The organism is Streptomyces sp. NPDC050806, from assembly GCF_055586425.1.
The window spans coordinates 79,196-93,972 of the sequence record NZ_JBVJIF010000004.1 but is presented as its reverse complement, the minus strand read 5'-3'; the positions used below and the strand labels follow the sequence as shown (position 1 = coordinate 93,972).

Sequence of the window (14,777 nt, the reverse complement as noted above, 5' to 3'; positions counted from 1 at the left end):
CTCGCCGCTGTCCGGTTCCTATCGCTGTCCGGTGCCCTGCACCCCAACACTCAGTGAACAACCGGATGTCACGGGCGCGGAACGCGGAACGCGGAACCGGGCCATGGTCGCAAGCGGGGGCGAGGATGGCCAGGAAATGGCCAGGAAGGGGGCGTGGCGGTTCGGGCTTGCCTGCCGTGCCGTACGGGTAACCCCCCGGTGGGGGTACGGGCGCGTTCGATTCGCCCCGTAGCCGAGCGTCCGCCGTCCCTCGCCCCGTTGCCGAGTCTCCGCCGCGCCTCGCCCCGTAGGTGAGCGATCGCCGCACCCGCCCGCTCACGCCGTTGCCGGCGCCACCGTGTCCAGGATGACGCGGGCGACCAGCGCCGGGTCGTCGTTCATGGGAACGTGGCCGCAGCCGGGGAGGCGTACGAGGCGGGCGCCCGGGATCACGCGCTTGGCCCGCACGCCCTGGCGGGGCAGCAGCAGCCGGTCGCGGCTGCCCCAGCCGATGGTCACGGGGATGTCCGGGAGATCGTGCTGGAAGAGCACACCGGGGCCGCGCCCCGCCGCGAGCGTGGCGGAGAAGCCGGGCGCGTCCCGCAGCGCCCGCGTCTCGGCCGCCACGGCGGCCGCCGAACGGCGACCGGGGCGGGCGTAGATGGAGCTGGTCAGCGCGGCGCGGCCGACCGCCGAACGGGCCAGTGCCTCGACCGCGGGCTGCGGCAGCGCCTTCGCGCCGGCCCGCATCCCCATCAGCACCCCGAAGGCGTACCGGCGTTCGGCCTCCGTCCAGAAGCCCGCGGGGGACAGCGCCGTCACCGATCGCGCGGCCCCGGTCAGGCCCAGCTCCAGCGCGAGCAGCCCGCCGAGCGAGTTGCCCACCACGTGCGGCCGTTCGATGCCCAGCGCGGCGAACGCGTCCGTGAGCAGCGGGACCACCGACGTCATGCCGTACGGCACGCCGTCGGGGAGCGCGGGCGAAGCGCCGAAGCCCGGCAGGTCGAGCGCGATCACGTCGTGCGAGGCGGCCAGGACGCTGAACACCGGCTCCCAGGCCTGGTAGTGGTGGCCGATGCCGTGCAGCAGCACGACCGGCTCGCCGGCGCCCTTGCGCTCGTACGCGACCGTGAACGGCGGACGGCCGTCGGGGGAGACGTGCAGGGCGGAGGCCGTGGCGGTCGTCATGGGGGCTCCTTCGGGGGGAGGGGAAGCCGCAGGGGGAGGGGCCGCACGTGGGGGACGGCCCGAGAGACACCATGTCAGCAATCGTTACCGGGCGGTAGCGGGCGGGCCCGAATTCCGTGGGCGCGCGTCCGTACGCCCCAGGCTGGACAACGCGCGGCCGCCCCGGTGGGATGAGGGCGTGCTCACGGATGCCGCGACCGATGTCTTCGAAGAACACCGCCCCTTCCTGCAGGGCGTCGCCTACCGCATGCTCGGCCGGGTGGCCGACGCCGAGGACGTCGTGCAGGAGGCGTGGCTGCGCTGGTCGGCCGCCGACCACGACGCGGTGCGCGCACCACGCGCGTTCCTCGTGCGCGTCACCACCCGGCTCGCCATCGACCGGCTCCGCCAGGCGCAGGCCCGGCACGAGACGTACGTGGGACCGTGGCTGCCCGAGCCCGTCGCGACCGACTACGGCGGCGTCGTACCGGACGGCGCGGACCGGGCCGTCTTCACCGAGTCCGTCACGCTCGCCGTGCTCGTCGTCATGGAGTCCCTCTCGCCGCTGGAGCGGGCCGTCTTCGTGCTGCGCGAGGCGTTCGGCTACCCGTACCCGGAGATCGCCGCGGTACTGGAGCGCGGCGAGGCCGCCGTGCGCCAACTGGCGGGGCGCGCCCGGCGCCACGTGGAGGAGCGCAAGCCGCGCTTCGAGGTGAACCCCGAGCGGCAGCGCGACCTGACCGAACGGTTCCTCGCCGCCGCGGCCGGCGATGACCTGCAGGGGCTGATCGGGCTGCTCGCCGAGGACGTACGGCTGGTCGGCGACAGCGGCGGCAAGGCCAAGGCGCCGCTGCGCGTCATCGAGACCTCCGACAAGGTCGGCCGCTTCATGGTGTCCGTCGCCAAGAAGCAGCCGGCGGAGCTGAGGTTCGACCTCGCCGCCCTGAACGGCGGATTCGCCCTCGTCGGACGGGTCGGCGACCGCGTCGACACGGTCTTCCAGCTCGACGTGGTGGACGGCCGCATCCAGACGATCTACATCGTCCGCAACCCGGACAAGCTGGCCGCGCTGGGGGAGGGCCCCGCCGCGGCCTGAGGCCCGCCGTCGCCTACCGCGGCACGACGCCCGCCGCCCGTGCCGCGGCACGCAGGCCGCTGCGCGGGCTGGTCAGCACCTCGGTACGGACGTCGGCCCGCTCCGCAGCCGGCGCCATCGACGCCTGCGCGAGCACGATGACGTGCGCGCTCCTGGGCGTCCCGGCGTCCTCCGCGCCGTCCACGGCCTCCTCCACGGTCACCGCGCTGCCGTCGGTGTCCGCCTCCCGCACGGCCTCGGCCACCGCGGTGAGATAGCCCTCGTGGTCGTCCGCCTCGAAGAGCGCGAAGGCGTCCGGCACCAGATGCGTACGGACCACCACCCGCCGCCCGGCGCGCTCCGCCTCCTCCTCGATGAGCGCGACCGTCGGTTCCAGGGTGCTCGCCACCGTCGCCAGTACGGTGATCCGCTCACCGCCCGCCACCGCGGCCTCCGCCATCGGCCGGTCGGCGCGCAGTACCGGTACGTCGAACTCCGCGCCGGCCGCCTCGGCGACGCCGCCGAGCGTGGAGCACGTGCACAACGCGGCCGTCGCGCCCTCGGCCACGGCCGCCGCGAGCGCACCGCGCACCTCGTCGGCGACCGCTTCGGGGCCGGCCTCGCGCGCCCGGTCGAGCAGCTCGGGGTGCACGAGGTGACGCAGCTTCAGTGCGGGTGCCTCGGCGTCGCGCAGCGCGTCGAACACGGGGACATGGGCCGGAGAGGTATGGAGCACGGCAAGCATGCCGGGACCGTACCCGCCGGAACCGACCCCATGCCATCGGGCGCGGCGGGCCCCGGCCACCGTCTCCAACCGTGTTGACTCGGTCACGCTACGGCATCGGAACGCCGATTGGTCTTGACCAAGGGTGGGGCCGCCCATATCGTCACAGCCATACTTCAACAACCTTTAATAAAGAAGTACTCAAAACCCCGGGGCCACCCGGGACACCCCGGAGACGGACCGGGGAAACCGGCGATTGCGGAGGACAGGGTGGGGACCACGCAGCTCGACACGGTGCAGGAACCGAAGTACTGGCACCTCAAGACCGTGCTCAGTGACGCGCTCGACTCGGAGTTCGCGGTCGGCGAGATCCTGCCGAACGAGCGGGACCTCGCCGCGCGCTTCGGGGTCGCGCGCGCCACGCTCCGGCAGGCGCTCGAACAGCTCGAACTGGAAGGCCGGCTGCAGCGCCGCCGCGGCGTGGGCACCACGGTCGCCCCGCCCCGCATGGGCGTGCCCGTGGACCGGTCCGGCCACAGCTGGCCCGGCGCGCCCGGCGACGCCTGGCAGCCGGCCGACGCCGCCGAGGTGGACGGCGGTTCGGTCCCGCCGGCCGTCGCCGAGGCGCTGGGCGCGGGCGCTGCGGACACCGTGCACGTCGTGCGGCGTACGCGGGTCGACCACGGCCAGCCGGTCGCGGCCGAACTGCTCTACGTGCCCGCCGAGTCCGTCCCCGGCATCGCGGCGGACGCCGCCACCGGGCCGGTCGCCCGCGCGCGAGCCGTCCTGCACGAGCTGCAGCGGCTCGAACTGGACGGCGAGGAGCGCGCGGTGGAGCTGGGCTCGGCCCGCGCCGAGGACGCCAAGCAGCTGGACCGGCTGCCCGGCGCGCCCGTCCTGGTCGTCACCACGCGGTACGTGACCGGCGGCCGCACCACCGCCGTCGCGGTCTCCACCTACCGCGCCGACACCTGCCGCCTCACCTTCGGCGACCACGACACCCTCGCCGTACTCGCCGGCTGACCGCCCGTCAGCCGTCCCGGCCCGGTCCGCGGCCGGTCCGCTCGGCGCCTCCGGGCGCCCGGCGGCCGGTCACCGCCGGGCCGTGACCGTGCCGTCCACCGCGAAGAGCTGCTCCTCCACGTGATCGAGGGCCAGGCGCAGCGCGCCCGTCGCCACCACGGCCTCGCCGAGAGTGGACAGGGCGACATGGGGCGGGCGGAGGCAGTAGCGGGACAGCTCCTCACGGAGCGGGCCGAGCACGCCGTCCAGGCCGGCCGCCCAGCCGCCGATGACGACCAGCTCCGGATCGAGGGCGAGGACCAGCGCCGCGACGTCGTGGACCAGCCGCTGGAGGAACCGCTGCACCGCGTCCTGAGCCCGTGCGTCGCCCTCGCGCGCGAGCGTGAAGACCTGCGCGACCTGCGCCTCGTCCAGCGGATGCAGCGGTTCGCCGGTCGTCGACAGCAGCGCCTCGGGTGTCGCCTCCCGTCCGAGCAGGTGCAGCGCGCCGATCTCGCCGGCCGCCCCGCCGAAGCCGCGGTGCAGCCGCCCGCCGATCAGCGATCCCGCGCCCGGACTCAGCCCGGCCAGCACGAACACCACGTCGTCCGAGCCCGCCGCCACGCCCTTCCAGTGCTCGGCCACCGCCGCCGCGTTGGCGTCGTTCTCCACCAGGACGGGGCAGCGGAACCACTTGCGAAGCCGTTCGCCCAGCGGCAGCCCGGTCCACCCCGGCAGTGCGGTACCCAGCCGTACCCGGCCGTCCGCCTCCACGATGCCGGGGCCCGCGACACCCACCGCGCGCAGCGAATCGCGCGCCACCCCGGCCTGCAGCAGCAGGTCGGCGACAGTGTCCCGGACGCACGCCAGCCGCCGGTCGGCCGAGGTGACCTCGTCCACGTCGTGCTGGACCGAGCCCAGTACCCGCCCGCACAGATCGGACAGCAGCGCCGAGACCCGGTGCGCGCCGATCTCGATACCCAGCAGATGCCCGGCCTCGGCGCGGAAGCGGAACCGGCGCGCGGGCCTGCCCTGCCGTCGCGCCACGCCCTCGTCGGCCGGCACCTCGACGACCAGCCCCGACTCGATCAGCCCCTCCACGACCCCCTCGACGGTCGGCCGGGACAGGCCGGTGAGCTCCACCAGCTGGGTCAGGGTCGCGGCGTCGGCGGCACGCAGCGCGTGCAGCACCACGGCGGAGTTGATCCGTCGCAGCAGAGAGGGGTCCCCGCCGGTGAGCCGCCCCAACTTCTGCCTCCCTCGCCTCAGGTGTTTGCGGGATCGTAGCCCGTCGGACGGCCCGCGGCGAGCCCTGAAGCCGCTGGTCACGGCCTGTGACGGCCGATTGTCAGAGGTGGGGTCTTTACTGTTGACATGACGAGGCAACAGATTTCCTGTCACCTGTCCGCGATCGACGCCGCGCTCGCCGCGCCGGGCGATGCCGGCCGGGTTCTCCGGCTCCGTGCGAGCGAGGAGTTCTGGGAGGCCGACCCGGCCGACGCGCCGGTCGCGGCAAGGGAGTTCGCAGCGGAGAGGGAAGCGCTCGACGGGCTGCTGTCCGCGCGCTGGGGGCCTCCCGGAGTGCTGGACCTGACGCCCCATCTGGAGCGGTCGGCGATGGGCTTACCGGTGCCGCCGCCGCTGGCGGACCTGGCCGCGCTGACCGGGACGGTCCATGTGTGGGCGGTGGGGGAGTGCCGGGTGGCGACCGGCGTGGGAAGGGCCGCCGAGTTCCTGCCGTACGAGCTGGTCGTGGCGGTGTGGCCGGACGGGGACGCGGGCCCGCCGCTGCCCCGGCAGGGCGGTCACTCCTCGGCGAACGCCGCCGCGCGGAGCCGGCCGTACTCCTCCGCGAGCGTGGTGGGGTTCCAGTGAGCGTTCAGACCGCTGGGGTTGGGCAGTACCCAGATGCGGGCGCCGCCGATGGTCCGCTCCTGCGGCCCGACCTTGGCGTGCTTGTCGCCGAAGGCCGCGCGGTAGGCGGTGACGCCGGCGACCGCCAGCCAGGCCGGCCGCAGCCGGCGCACCTTCTCCTCCAGCCGGCGGCCGCCCTCCTCGAACTCCTCCGGCGCCAGCTCGTCCGCGCGGGCCGTGGCCCGCTGTACGACGTTGGTGATGCCGACGCCGTACCGCAGCAGTTCCTGCTCCTCGTCGGGCCGCAGCCGCCGGGGGGTGAACCCGGCGGCGTGCAGCGTCGGCCAGAAGCGGTTGCCGGGCCGGGCGAAATGGTGGCCGGTGACGGCCGACATCAGGCCCGGGTTGATACCGCAGAAGAGGACCCGGAGCCCGGTCGCGGCCACGTCCGGGACGAGGCGGTCACGAGCGGCTTCCAGCTCTTCGGGGGTGTACCGCGGCACGGCGCTCCGATCGTCCGGAGGGTCAGAGGATGGAACCGGGCGTGTAGGCCGCGGCCTCGGGGTGCGCCTTGGCGATCTCCTCGATGCGCGCGATCACGGCCGCCACCTGGTCGGCCGCGGCGCCGGTGAAGGACAGCTTGTCCGCCATCGACTCGGCCAGCTGGTCGCGGTCCAGCGGGATCCGCTCGTCGGCGGCGAGCTTGTCGAGCAGCTCGTTGCGCTCGGCGCCCTGCTCGCGCATGGCGAGCGCGGCGGCCACGGCGTTCTCCTTGATCGCCTCGTGCGCGACCTCGCGGCCCACGCCGGCACGCACGGCGCCCATGAGCACCTTCGTCGTGGCGAGGAAGGGGAGGTAGCGGTCCAGCTCGCGGGCGACGACGGCGGGGAAGGCACCGAACTCGTCCAGGACGGTCAGGAAGGTCTCCAGCAGGCCGTCCAGCGCGAAGAACGCGTCCGGCAGCGCGACGCGGCGGACCACGGAGCAGGACACGTCGCCCTCGTTCCACTGGTCGCCGGAGAGCTCACCGGCCATCGAGGCGTAGCCCCGCAGGATGACCATCAGGCCGTTGACGCGCTCGCAGGAGCGGGTGTTCATCTTGTGCGGCATCGCCGAGGAGCCGACCTGGCCGGGCTTGAAGCCCTCGGTGACCAGCTCGTTGCCGGCCATCAGCCGGATGGTCTTGGCGAGCGAGGACGGCGCGGCGGCCAGCTGCACCAGGGAGGTGACCACGTCGTAGTCGAGCGAGCGGGGGTAGACCTGGCCGACGGAGGTGAAGTTCTGCGCGAAGCCGAGGTGGCCGGCGATGCGCTGCTCCAGGTCGGCGAGCTTGCCGGCGTCGCCGCCGAGGAGGTCCAGCATGTCCTGCGCGGTGCCCACGGGGCCCTTGATGCCGCGGAGCGGGTAGCGCGAGAGGAGGTCCTCCAGGCGGCCGTGGGCGACGAGCAGCTCGTCGGCTGCGGTGGCGAAGCGCTTGCCGAGGGTGGTGGCCTGGGCGGCGACGTTGTGCGAGCGGCCGGCCATGACCAGCTCGGCGTGCTCGCCGGCCAGCTTGCCGAGGCGGGCGAGGACGGCGACGCTGCGGTCCCGCATCAGTTCCAGCGAGAGGCGGACCTGGAGCTGCTCGACGTTCTCGGTCAGGTCGCGGGAGGTCATGCCCTTGTGGACCTGCTCGTGGCCGGCGAGGGCGTTGAACTCCTCGATCCGGGCCTTCACATCGTGCCGGGTGACCTTCTCGCGCTCGGCGATGGAGGCCAGGTCGACGTTGTCCAGGACTCGCTCGTAGTCGGCGAGGGCCTGCTCGGGCACCTCAACGCCGAGGTCCTTCTGCGCGCGGAGCACGGCGAGCCACAGCTTCCGCTCCAGCTTGACCTTGTACTCGGGGGACCACAGGACGGCCAGCTCCGTGGAGGCGTAGCGGCCGGCCAGGACATTGGGGATGCGGGGCTTTGCAGTCACGTGAGCCGATTCTACTGTTCGTTTGCGCAGGCCAGTGCCACGGTCCGGATTGTGGCTTGCTACAACCGCACCGGGACGGTGGTGACCGCCACGCCCAGTCCCCGCACGGCCGCGGTCTCCGCCCCTTCCGTGCCGGTGTCGGTGAGCACCGCCCCGTACAGGGTGACGTCCCCGTAGCAGTACGTCGCGGTCCTGCCGAACTTGGTGCGGTCGGCGAGCAGCAGGCTGTCCGCGGCGGCCGCCAGCATCGCCTCCTTGACCTCGACGAACTCCGGCAGCGGGTGGTAGAGCCGGCCGTCGTGCACCGCCGTCGCGGACATCAGTGCCAGGTCCGCGCGGATCCGGGACAGTCCCCGCGTCACCTCCGGCCCGGTGCAGGAGTGGAAGTCGCCCCGGTACTCCCCGCCGAGCAGCGTGACGTCCGCGGCGGCGGCCGACGACACCCGCTGCGCCAGCCCCACCGAATTGGTGACGACCCGTACGCCCTCGACCCCCGCCAGCGTCTCGGCCAGCGGGTACAGGGTGGTGGAGTCGTCGATCAGCAGCGTGCTGCCGGGCCGGATCCGCTCCGCGGCGGCGGCGCACAGTGCCTCTTTGACCTCGCGGTTCGCGCCCTCCCGGAAGCGGGTGGCGGTCTCCATGGTCAGCGCCGGGAAGGCGACCGCGCGCCCGCGCTCCTTGCGCAGCAGACCGCGCGCCGCGAGGTCGTCCAGATCGCGGTGCATGGTCATCAGGCTGAGGCCGAAGTGCGCCGCGAGGGCGTCGATGCGGATCTCGCCCCGCTCGGCGACATACCGCAGGACGTCCTGCCGGCGGTCCTCGACGGCCGCCTGTGACAGCCGTGCCTTGGCGGGCACCTGTGCTCCTTCCCTCGTGCGGACCGGCGTGCCGTCACTCCGGCTGCGGGCGTACCACGGCCTTGATCGCCGTCGGGTCGGCGGCGCCCGCGGTGAGCGCCGCCACGCTGTCCCGCAGGCCGTACCGGTGGGTGACCAGCCGGGCCAGGTCCACCTCGCCGGCGGCGGCCAGCGCGACGGCCGTCGGCCAGGTGTTGGCGTACCGGAACGTGCCGGTGACCTCGATCTCGTGATTCTGCACGTGCGAGAGCGGCAGCGGGACGGTGTCCCCGCCCATTCCGACCAGCACCGCGCGCCCGGCCCGGCCGAGCGCCCGCAGCCCCTCCTCGGCGGCGGCCGGCGCGCCCGAGCACTCCAGCAGCACGTCCGGTGCGTACCCGGTGTCGGCGAGCCGGGTGGTGCGCGCGTCGACGGTGGCCGTGGCGCCCAGCTCGCGGGCGACGGTGAGCCGCTCCGGCGCGACGTCGGTGACCACCACCTCGCTCGCCCCGAACGCCCGCGCGGTCTGGAGCGCGACCAGCCCGATGGGTCCGGCGCCCGTCACCAGCACCCGGGAGCCGGGCCCGATCCTGCCCTTGCGCGAGGCCCAGACGCCGACGGAGAGCGGTTCGAGCAGCGCCGCGCCCTCCGCGCCGAGCGACTCCGGCACCGGGTGCGCGAAGTCCTCGTCGACGGCCACGTACTGGCACAACGCCCCGTCCACCGGCGGTGTGGCGTAGAACGACACGTCCGGGCAGAGGTTGTACCGGCCGTGCCGGCACTGGGCGCAGCGGCCGCAGGGCACGCCGGGCTCGATCGAGACGGGCTGCCCGGGAGCGTGCCGCCGGGCGCCGGGCCCGAGGGCGACGACGGTGCCGCCCGGCTCGTGGCCGAGGACCATGGGGGAGCGGACGACGAAGTCACCGATCCGCCCGTGCTCGAAGTAGTGCACGTCGGAGCCGCACACGCCGACCGCCTCGACGCGGACGAGCACCTGTTCGGGGCCCGGCCGGGGCACGGGGCGCTCCTGGATCTCCAGCTGCTTCGGCGCGACGAGCACGGCGGCGCGCATGGTGTCGGGGATGTCGTACTGAGCGGTGGCGGTCATGCTCCGGTCACGGCTCCCAGGGGACGCCAACAGGGACGACAGCATTCTTAGCAGAAGTGACCGCCGTTGTTAACGCAGTTTGCGTTAAGTCAGTCGTCGTCTCCGTACGGAAGGAGCTCCGGCCGCTTCGGCGGGCGGCCGTCGCCGCTCGACCGGCCCGTGAGCCGGCGGCCTATCCACGGCAGCAGATGGGTGCGGGCGAAGCGGGCGTCCGAGGTGCGCCGGGCCACCCAGCCCGGCGGGACCGGCGGCGGCAGCGGCGCGTCCCACTCCGCCTCCGGCGGCAGCCCGAGCGCCTGCCACACCGCCTCGGCCACCCGCTCGTGGCCCTCGGCGGTCAGGTGCAGCCGGTCGTCCGCCCACATCCGCTGATCGCCCAGGACGGCCGAGCCGTAGAGGTCCACCACGAGCGCGCCGTGCCGCCGGGCGACCTCGTCGATGTGGTCGAAGAGCGTCTCCATGCGCGGCCGGAAGCGTTCCAGCACCGGACCCTGCCGGCCCGGGCTGCGCATGAGGACGAGCTGCTTGCAGCTCGGCGCCAGCAGTGCGGCGGCCTCCTCCAGGAGCGCGCACACCCGGTCCACGTCGCACTTGGGGCGCAGCACGTCGTTCAGGCCGCCCACCAGCGTGACCAGGTCGGCGCCCATCCCGGCGGCCGCGGGCGCCTGCTCCCGGGCGATCTGCCCGACGAGCTTGCCGCGCACGGCGAGGTTGGCGTACCGGAAGTCCCGCGTCCGAGCGGCGAGGCGGGCGGCGAGCAGGTCCGCCCAGCCGCGGTACGAGCCGTCCGGCAGCGCGTCCGACATGCCCTCGGTGAAGGAATCCCCGACCGCGACGAAACTGGTGTATTGAGCACTGATCTCCATGGCGCGAGCGATCCTATACGCAGTACAGGGCCACGCAGTACAGGACCGCCCGCGCCGGGAGGTGCCGTCAGGCCCCGGACGCCGCCGTCAGCCCGCCGGCCGCTGCTGGAGCACCAGCTCCCGCAGCACGTCCTCCATCGTGACCAGCCCGGCCAGCCGCCCGTCGTCGCCGCTCACGGCGGCGAGGTGGGTGCGCGAGCCGCGCATCGCGGTCAGCACGTCGTCCAGCGGCGTCGCGGCCCGCACCCGGGCGATCGGCCGCATCGAGGACACCTGGAACGGCAGGTCACGCGGCATCGCGTCCAGCGCGTCCTTCACGTGCAGATAGCCGAGGATGCGGCGCGAGTCGTCGACGACGGGGAAGCGGGAGAAGCCCGACCGCGCGGCCAGGTCCTCCAGGTTCTCGGGTGTGACGCCCAGCCGGGCGTAGACCACCTTCTCCAGCGGCAGGACCACGTCGCGGACCGGGCGGCGGCCCAGCTCCAGCGCGTCCCGCAACCGCTCGGCGCCCCGGTCGTCCAGCAGCCCGGCGTCGGAGGAGTCCTCCACCATCTTGGCCAGCTGGGCGTCGGAGAAGGTCGCGGCGACCTCGTCCTTGGCCTCCACCCGCAACAGCTTCAGCAGGCCGTTCGCGAACGAGTTGACCGTGAAGATCACCGGACGCAGCGCCCGCGCCATCGCCACCAGCGGCGGCCCCAGCAGCAGGGCGCTGCGCACCGGCTCGGCCAGCGCGACGTTCTTCGGCACCATCTCGCCGAAGAGCATGTGCAGATACGTCGCCAGGGCCAGCGCGATCACGAAGGAGACCGGGTGGACCAGGGCCTCCGGCACGCCGGTGACGTGGAACAGCGGCTCCAGCAGGTGGGCGATGGCCGGCTCCGCGACCGCGCCCAGGACCAGCGTGCACAGCGTGATGCCCAGCTGGGCCGCGGCCATCAGCGCCGAGACGTGCTGCAGGCCCCACAGGACGCTGCGCGCCCGGCGGTCGCCCTGCTCGGCGTACGGCTCGATCTGGCTGCGGCGCACCGAGATCAGCGCGAACTCGGCGCCCACGAAGAAGGCGTTGACGACCAGCGTGAGCAGGCCGATGAAGAGCTGCAGTGCGGTCATCGGGCGGCCTCCTCGTGCGCCCGGTCGGCGTCCTCGTCACCGGCGGCGGGGGCGTGCAGCAGCACGCGCGCCGCGCGGTGGCCGGAGGCGTCCACGACGTCCATCCGCCACCCGGCGACGGTCAGCCCGTCGCCCTGCCCGGGGATCCGGCCCAGCTCCGTGGCGATCAGTCCCGCCAGCGTCTCGTACGGGCCCTCAGGCATCCGCAGGCCGATCCGCTCCAGCTGGTCGGCGCGGGCCGCGCCGTCCGCGTCGTAGAGCGTGCGGCCGTCCTCGTCCACGCCGGCCGGTGCCAGGTCGGGGGTCTCCTGCGGGTCGTGCTCGTCGACGACCTCGCCGACGACCTCCTCGACGATGTCCTCCAGCGTCGCGACGCCGGCCGTGCCGCCGTACTCGTCGATCACCACGGCCATCGTGCGCTTGCCGGACAGCCGGTCCAGCAGCTCGTTGACCGGCAGCGTCTCCGGCACCAGCAGCGGCTCGCGGAGCATCTCCGCGATGGCGTGCCGGGGCCGCCGCGCGGCCGGTATCGCGAGCACGTCCTTGATGTGCGCGACGCCGACGATGCTGTCCAGGCTGGAGCGGTAGACCGGGAAGCGGGACAGGCCGGTGGCGCGGGTCGCGTTGGCCACGTCCTCGGCCGTGCACTGCACGTCCAGCGCCGTGACCTGCACCCGCGGGGTCATGACGTTCTCCGCCGTCAGGTCGGCGAGGTTCAGCGTGCGGACGAACAGCTCGGCCGTGTCCGGCTCCAGCGCGCCCTCCCTGGCGGAGTGCCGCGCGAGCGCCATCAGCTCCTGCGGCCCGCGCGCGGACGCCAGCTCCTCGGCCGGTTCCAGCCCCATCCGGCGCACCACATGGTTCGCGGTGTTGTTGAGGTGGCCGATCAGCGGCTTGAAGGCGGCGCTGAAGCCCCGCTGGAGCGTGGCCACCCGCTTGGCGATGGGCAGCGGGCTGGAGATCGCCCAGTTCTTCGGGACCAGCTCACCGACGACCATCAGCACGACCGTGGAGATGGCCGTTCCGAGCACCAGCGCGATGCTCTCGCCCGCCGAGCGCGACAGCCCCATGGCCTCCAGGGGGCCGGCGAGGAGCGCGGCGATCGAGGACTTGGCCAGCATGCCGATGATCAGGCCGGTGACGGTGATGCCCAGCTGGGCACCGGAGAGCTGGAAGGTCAGGCCGCGTACGGCCTTCAGCGCGCTGTCCGCGCCGCGCTCACCGCGCTCGGCGGCGCGTTCCAGATCGCTGCGCTCGACGGTCGTCAGCGAGAACTCGGCCGCCACGAAGACGCCGCAGGCCAGGGTCAGCAGAAGCGCCACGGCCAGCAGGAGCAGCTCGGTCATCGGGTCACCTCCATCCCATGGTCGAACAGGGTCGGGAGGCTCGCGCGGTGTCGACTGCAACTAGGAGGGTCGCCCATGGCCGGACGCTCACACCTTTCCTCGGGGGTGGGGCCGCGGATTCCGTGTATCCAGCAGCCGGGGGAGTATCCATAGTAAAGGACCGGCAAAAAACTCGATTGATCATTTGTTCGGCGGGACGGCGGGGGCAGCGGGCCGCTCCGGCGCGGGACGCCCCATGAACCCCCGCTGCTCCAAGGGTGGCAGCCCCAGGCGGTCGCGGGTGGACTCGTCGAAGTCGTCGAGGAAGCCGTGCAGCGTCTCGGCGAGACGGTCGAGCGAATCGACGGCGTACAGGACCGGCTGGTATCCGGCGACCTGGTACGGGCGGGCCGCGATGTCGGCGAGGTTCCAGGCCCGGATGTCGGCGCGGTCGAATCGCCGCAGCTCACCGTACGACGACAGCAGCGCGGCGCCGTACGCCTTCGGCCGGCCGTCCTCGTGGACGACGCCGTACTCCAGCGTGTACCAGTACACCCGGCTGATCAGGTCCAGCGCGTCGTCGGACGTGACCCGGGCCGCGGCCCGGCCCACCGTGCGGTACAGCTCGGCGAACCACGGATCGCACAGATGCGTGCCGTGGCCGAGCATGTCGTGCAGGACGTCGGGCTCGAAGGTGTACAGGGGCATCGCCGGATGCCGTACGTACTGCACGGCGTGGAAGTAGCCGTCGGCCATCGAACCGAGGAAGCGGGCGTTGGGCACGATGCCCCCGGCCAGGGTGAAGCGGAAGCCGGTCAGCTCGTGCAGCCGGTCGCCGACCTCCGCGTGCTGGGGGACGTGGTCCGCCGGCACGGGCGCCCGCTCCCGGGCCGCGGCCACCGCGCGGCACACCCGCCCCCGCTGGGCGTCGGCCAGCGCGGCGAGCACGGTGCGCCAGGTCGCGTGCTCCTCCGCGGTGTACTCCACGAGCGGGGAGGGCGCGCCGACCCGGTGCCCCGTCGCGAGGGCCGTGATGCGGTCCCGCCGCCGGACGTACGCGCGGTCGGCGTGGCCCGGGTGCTCCTCGGCCCTGCCCAGTCGGCCGTCGGGGGACACCGGCGTCTGTGCCATCACATCGATCATGCACAGCATGGTCGGCCGGACCGGCGGCCCGGACCCGCCGACGCGCCGCGCGCACCGCTCCGTCCGCCCTACGCCTCGACCTCGCTCCGCGCCCCGGCGTCCGGCGCGCCGTCGGCGGCCCCCGGGCCCTCCAGATGCCGGACCCAGCGGCTCCACTGCGGCTCCGGCGCGTACCCGGACGCCTGCCACGCCTGGTGCGCGAGGTCGTTGCGGTCGAGCACCATCGCGTCGGCACGCCGCCCGCCCAGCGCCGCGAACCGCTCCTCGGCCGCCGCCAGCAGCGCCCGGCCGATGCCCTGCCGGCGCCGCTCGGGGTGCACCGCCAGCCGGTACAGATGGCAGCGCCAGCCGTCGAAGCCCGCGATCACCGTGCCGACCAGTTCGCCGTCCCGCTCGGCGAGCAGCAGCGCCTCCGGGTCGCGGACGACCAGCCGGGCCACGCCGTTCCGGTCGTCGCTGATGCTCGTTCCCTCGGCGGCCAGCTTCCAGAAGGCCAGCACGGCGTCGATCTCTGCGGGCAGTGCGGCACGGATACGAAGATCACTCATGCTGGCATCCCACCATCGGCCGATGGCCCCGGGCCACCCGGTTTCACCAGTCAAGACGGTCGCGGGGCCCGGCGCCTCCGC

At 73.8% G+C, this 14,777-nt stretch carries 15 protein-coding genes; 3 read left to right on the top strand and 12 right to left on the bottom strand.

The genetic code is table 11. The annotated features are described in order from the left end of the window. Positions 1-315 precede the first annotated feature (315 nt). Positions 316-1,167 carry an alpha/beta fold hydrolase gene (locus tag ACZ6WH_RS13290; protein ID WP_469728148.1) on the bottom strand — a complete coding sequence of 284 codons (852 nt, stop codon included), beginning with the start codon at positions 1,165-1,167 and terminating at the stop codon, positions 316-318. Between the two features lie 178 nt (positions 1,168-1,345). Between ACZ6WH_RS13290 and ACZ6WH_RS13285 the strand changes: the two genes are divergently transcribed. After that, the gene (locus ACZ6WH_RS13285; protein ID WP_469728146.1) at positions 1,346-2,242 is read left to right on the top strand and encodes an RNA polymerase sigma-70 factor; all 897 of its coding nucleotides are present in this window, start codon (positions 1,346-1,348) and stop codon (positions 2,240-2,242) included. 13 nt (positions 2,243-2,255) lie between these two features. Here ACZ6WH_RS13285 and ACZ6WH_RS13280 read toward each other — a convergent pair whose 3' ends face one another. After that, on the bottom strand, positions 2,256-2,966 hold the full coding sequence (locus ACZ6WH_RS13280) for an arylsulfatase (RefSeq protein WP_432862028.1): 711 nt from the start codon (positions 2,964-2,966) through the stop codon (positions 2,256-2,258). A gap of 249 nt (positions 2,967-3,215) precedes the next feature. On the opposite strand from ACZ6WH_RS13280, the gene ACZ6WH_RS13275 reads away from it, so the two are divergent. Next, complete coding sequence (locus tag ACZ6WH_RS13275) at positions 3,216-3,968, top strand: GntR family transcriptional regulator (RefSeq protein WP_432862031.1); 753 nt, start codon at positions 3,216-3,218, stop codon at positions 3,966-3,968. A gap of 69 nt (positions 3,969-4,037) precedes the next feature. Here ACZ6WH_RS13275 and ACZ6WH_RS13270 read toward each other — a convergent pair whose 3' ends face one another. After that, the gene (locus tag ACZ6WH_RS13270; protein WP_469728144.1) at positions 4,038-5,195 is read right to left on the bottom strand and encodes an ROK family transcriptional regulator; all 1,158 of its coding nucleotides are present in this window, start codon (positions 5,193-5,195) and stop codon (positions 4,038-4,040) included. Positions 5,196-5,321: 126 nt separating this feature from the next. Between ACZ6WH_RS13270 and ACZ6WH_RS13265 the strand changes: the two genes are divergently transcribed. Continuing rightward, the gene (locus tag ACZ6WH_RS13265; RefSeq protein ID WP_469728142.1) at positions 5,322-5,822 is read left to right on the top strand and encodes a hypothetical protein; all 501 of its coding nucleotides are present in this window, start codon (positions 5,322-5,324) and stop codon (positions 5,820-5,822) included. Here ACZ6WH_RS13265 and mug read toward each other — a convergent pair. The 9 genes from mug to ACZ6WH_RS13220 form a co-directional block, all read right to left on the bottom strand. After that, positions 5,753-6,304 carry a G/U mismatch-specific DNA glycosylase gene (gene mug, locus ACZ6WH_RS13260; RefSeq protein WP_469728140.1) on the bottom strand — a complete coding sequence of 184 codons (552 nt, stop codon included), beginning with the start codon at positions 6,302-6,304 and terminating at the stop codon, positions 5,753-5,755. The genes ACZ6WH_RS13265 and mug overlap by 70 nt on opposite strands. Before the next feature lie 22 nt (positions 6,305-6,326). After that, positions 6,327-7,760 carry an adenylosuccinate lyase gene (gene purB / locus ACZ6WH_RS13255; RefSeq protein WP_469728138.1) on the bottom strand — a complete coding sequence of 478 codons (1,434 nt, stop codon included), beginning with the start codon at positions 7,758-7,760 and terminating at the stop codon, positions 6,327-6,329. Positions 7,761-7,819: 59 nt separating this feature from the next. Next, positions 7,820-8,617 carry a DeoR/GlpR family DNA-binding transcription regulator gene (locus tag ACZ6WH_RS13250; RefSeq protein WP_469728136.1) on the bottom strand — a complete coding sequence of 266 codons (798 nt, stop codon included), beginning with the start codon at positions 8,615-8,617 and terminating at the stop codon, positions 7,820-7,822. Between the two features lie 34 nt (positions 8,618-8,651). Then, positions 8,652-9,704, bottom strand: coding sequence for an NAD(P)-dependent alcohol dehydrogenase (locus ACZ6WH_RS13245; protein ID WP_469728134.1), 1,053 nt, complete (start codon positions 9,702-9,704; stop codon positions 8,652-8,654). Between the two features lie 89 nt (positions 9,705-9,793). Beyond that, entirely contained in the window at positions 9,794-10,570 is a 777-nt protein-coding gene (locus ACZ6WH_RS13240) for an SGNH/GDSL hydrolase family protein (RefSeq protein ID WP_469728132.1), read from the bottom strand. An 87-nt stretch (positions 10,571-10,657) separates the two neighbouring features. Continuing rightward, on the bottom strand, positions 10,658-11,680 hold the full coding sequence (locus tag ACZ6WH_RS13235) for a hemolysin family protein (protein ID WP_432862054.1): 1,023 nt from the start codon (positions 11,678-11,680) through the stop codon (positions 10,658-10,660). Beyond that, a complete protein-coding gene (locus tag ACZ6WH_RS13230; RefSeq protein ID WP_432862057.1) occupies positions 11,677-13,026 on the bottom strand; it encodes a hemolysin family protein in 1,350 nt (449 codons plus the stop codon). Before ACZ6WH_RS13230 ends, ACZ6WH_RS13235 begins: the two co-directional genes overlap by 4 nt. A 180-nt stretch (positions 13,027-13,206) precedes the next feature. Beyond that, positions 13,207-14,148, bottom strand: a complete 942-nt coding sequence (locus tag ACZ6WH_RS13225; protein ID WP_469728129.1) for a phenylalanine 4-monooxygenase — start codon at positions 14,146-14,148, stop codon at positions 13,207-13,209. Positions 14,149-14,216: 68 nt separating this feature from the next. After that, a complete protein-coding gene (locus tag ACZ6WH_RS13220; protein ID WP_432862062.1) occupies positions 14,217-14,696 on the bottom strand; it encodes a GNAT family N-acetyltransferase in 480 nt (159 codons plus the stop codon). Between the last annotated feature and the right edge of the window lie 81 nt (positions 14,697-14,777).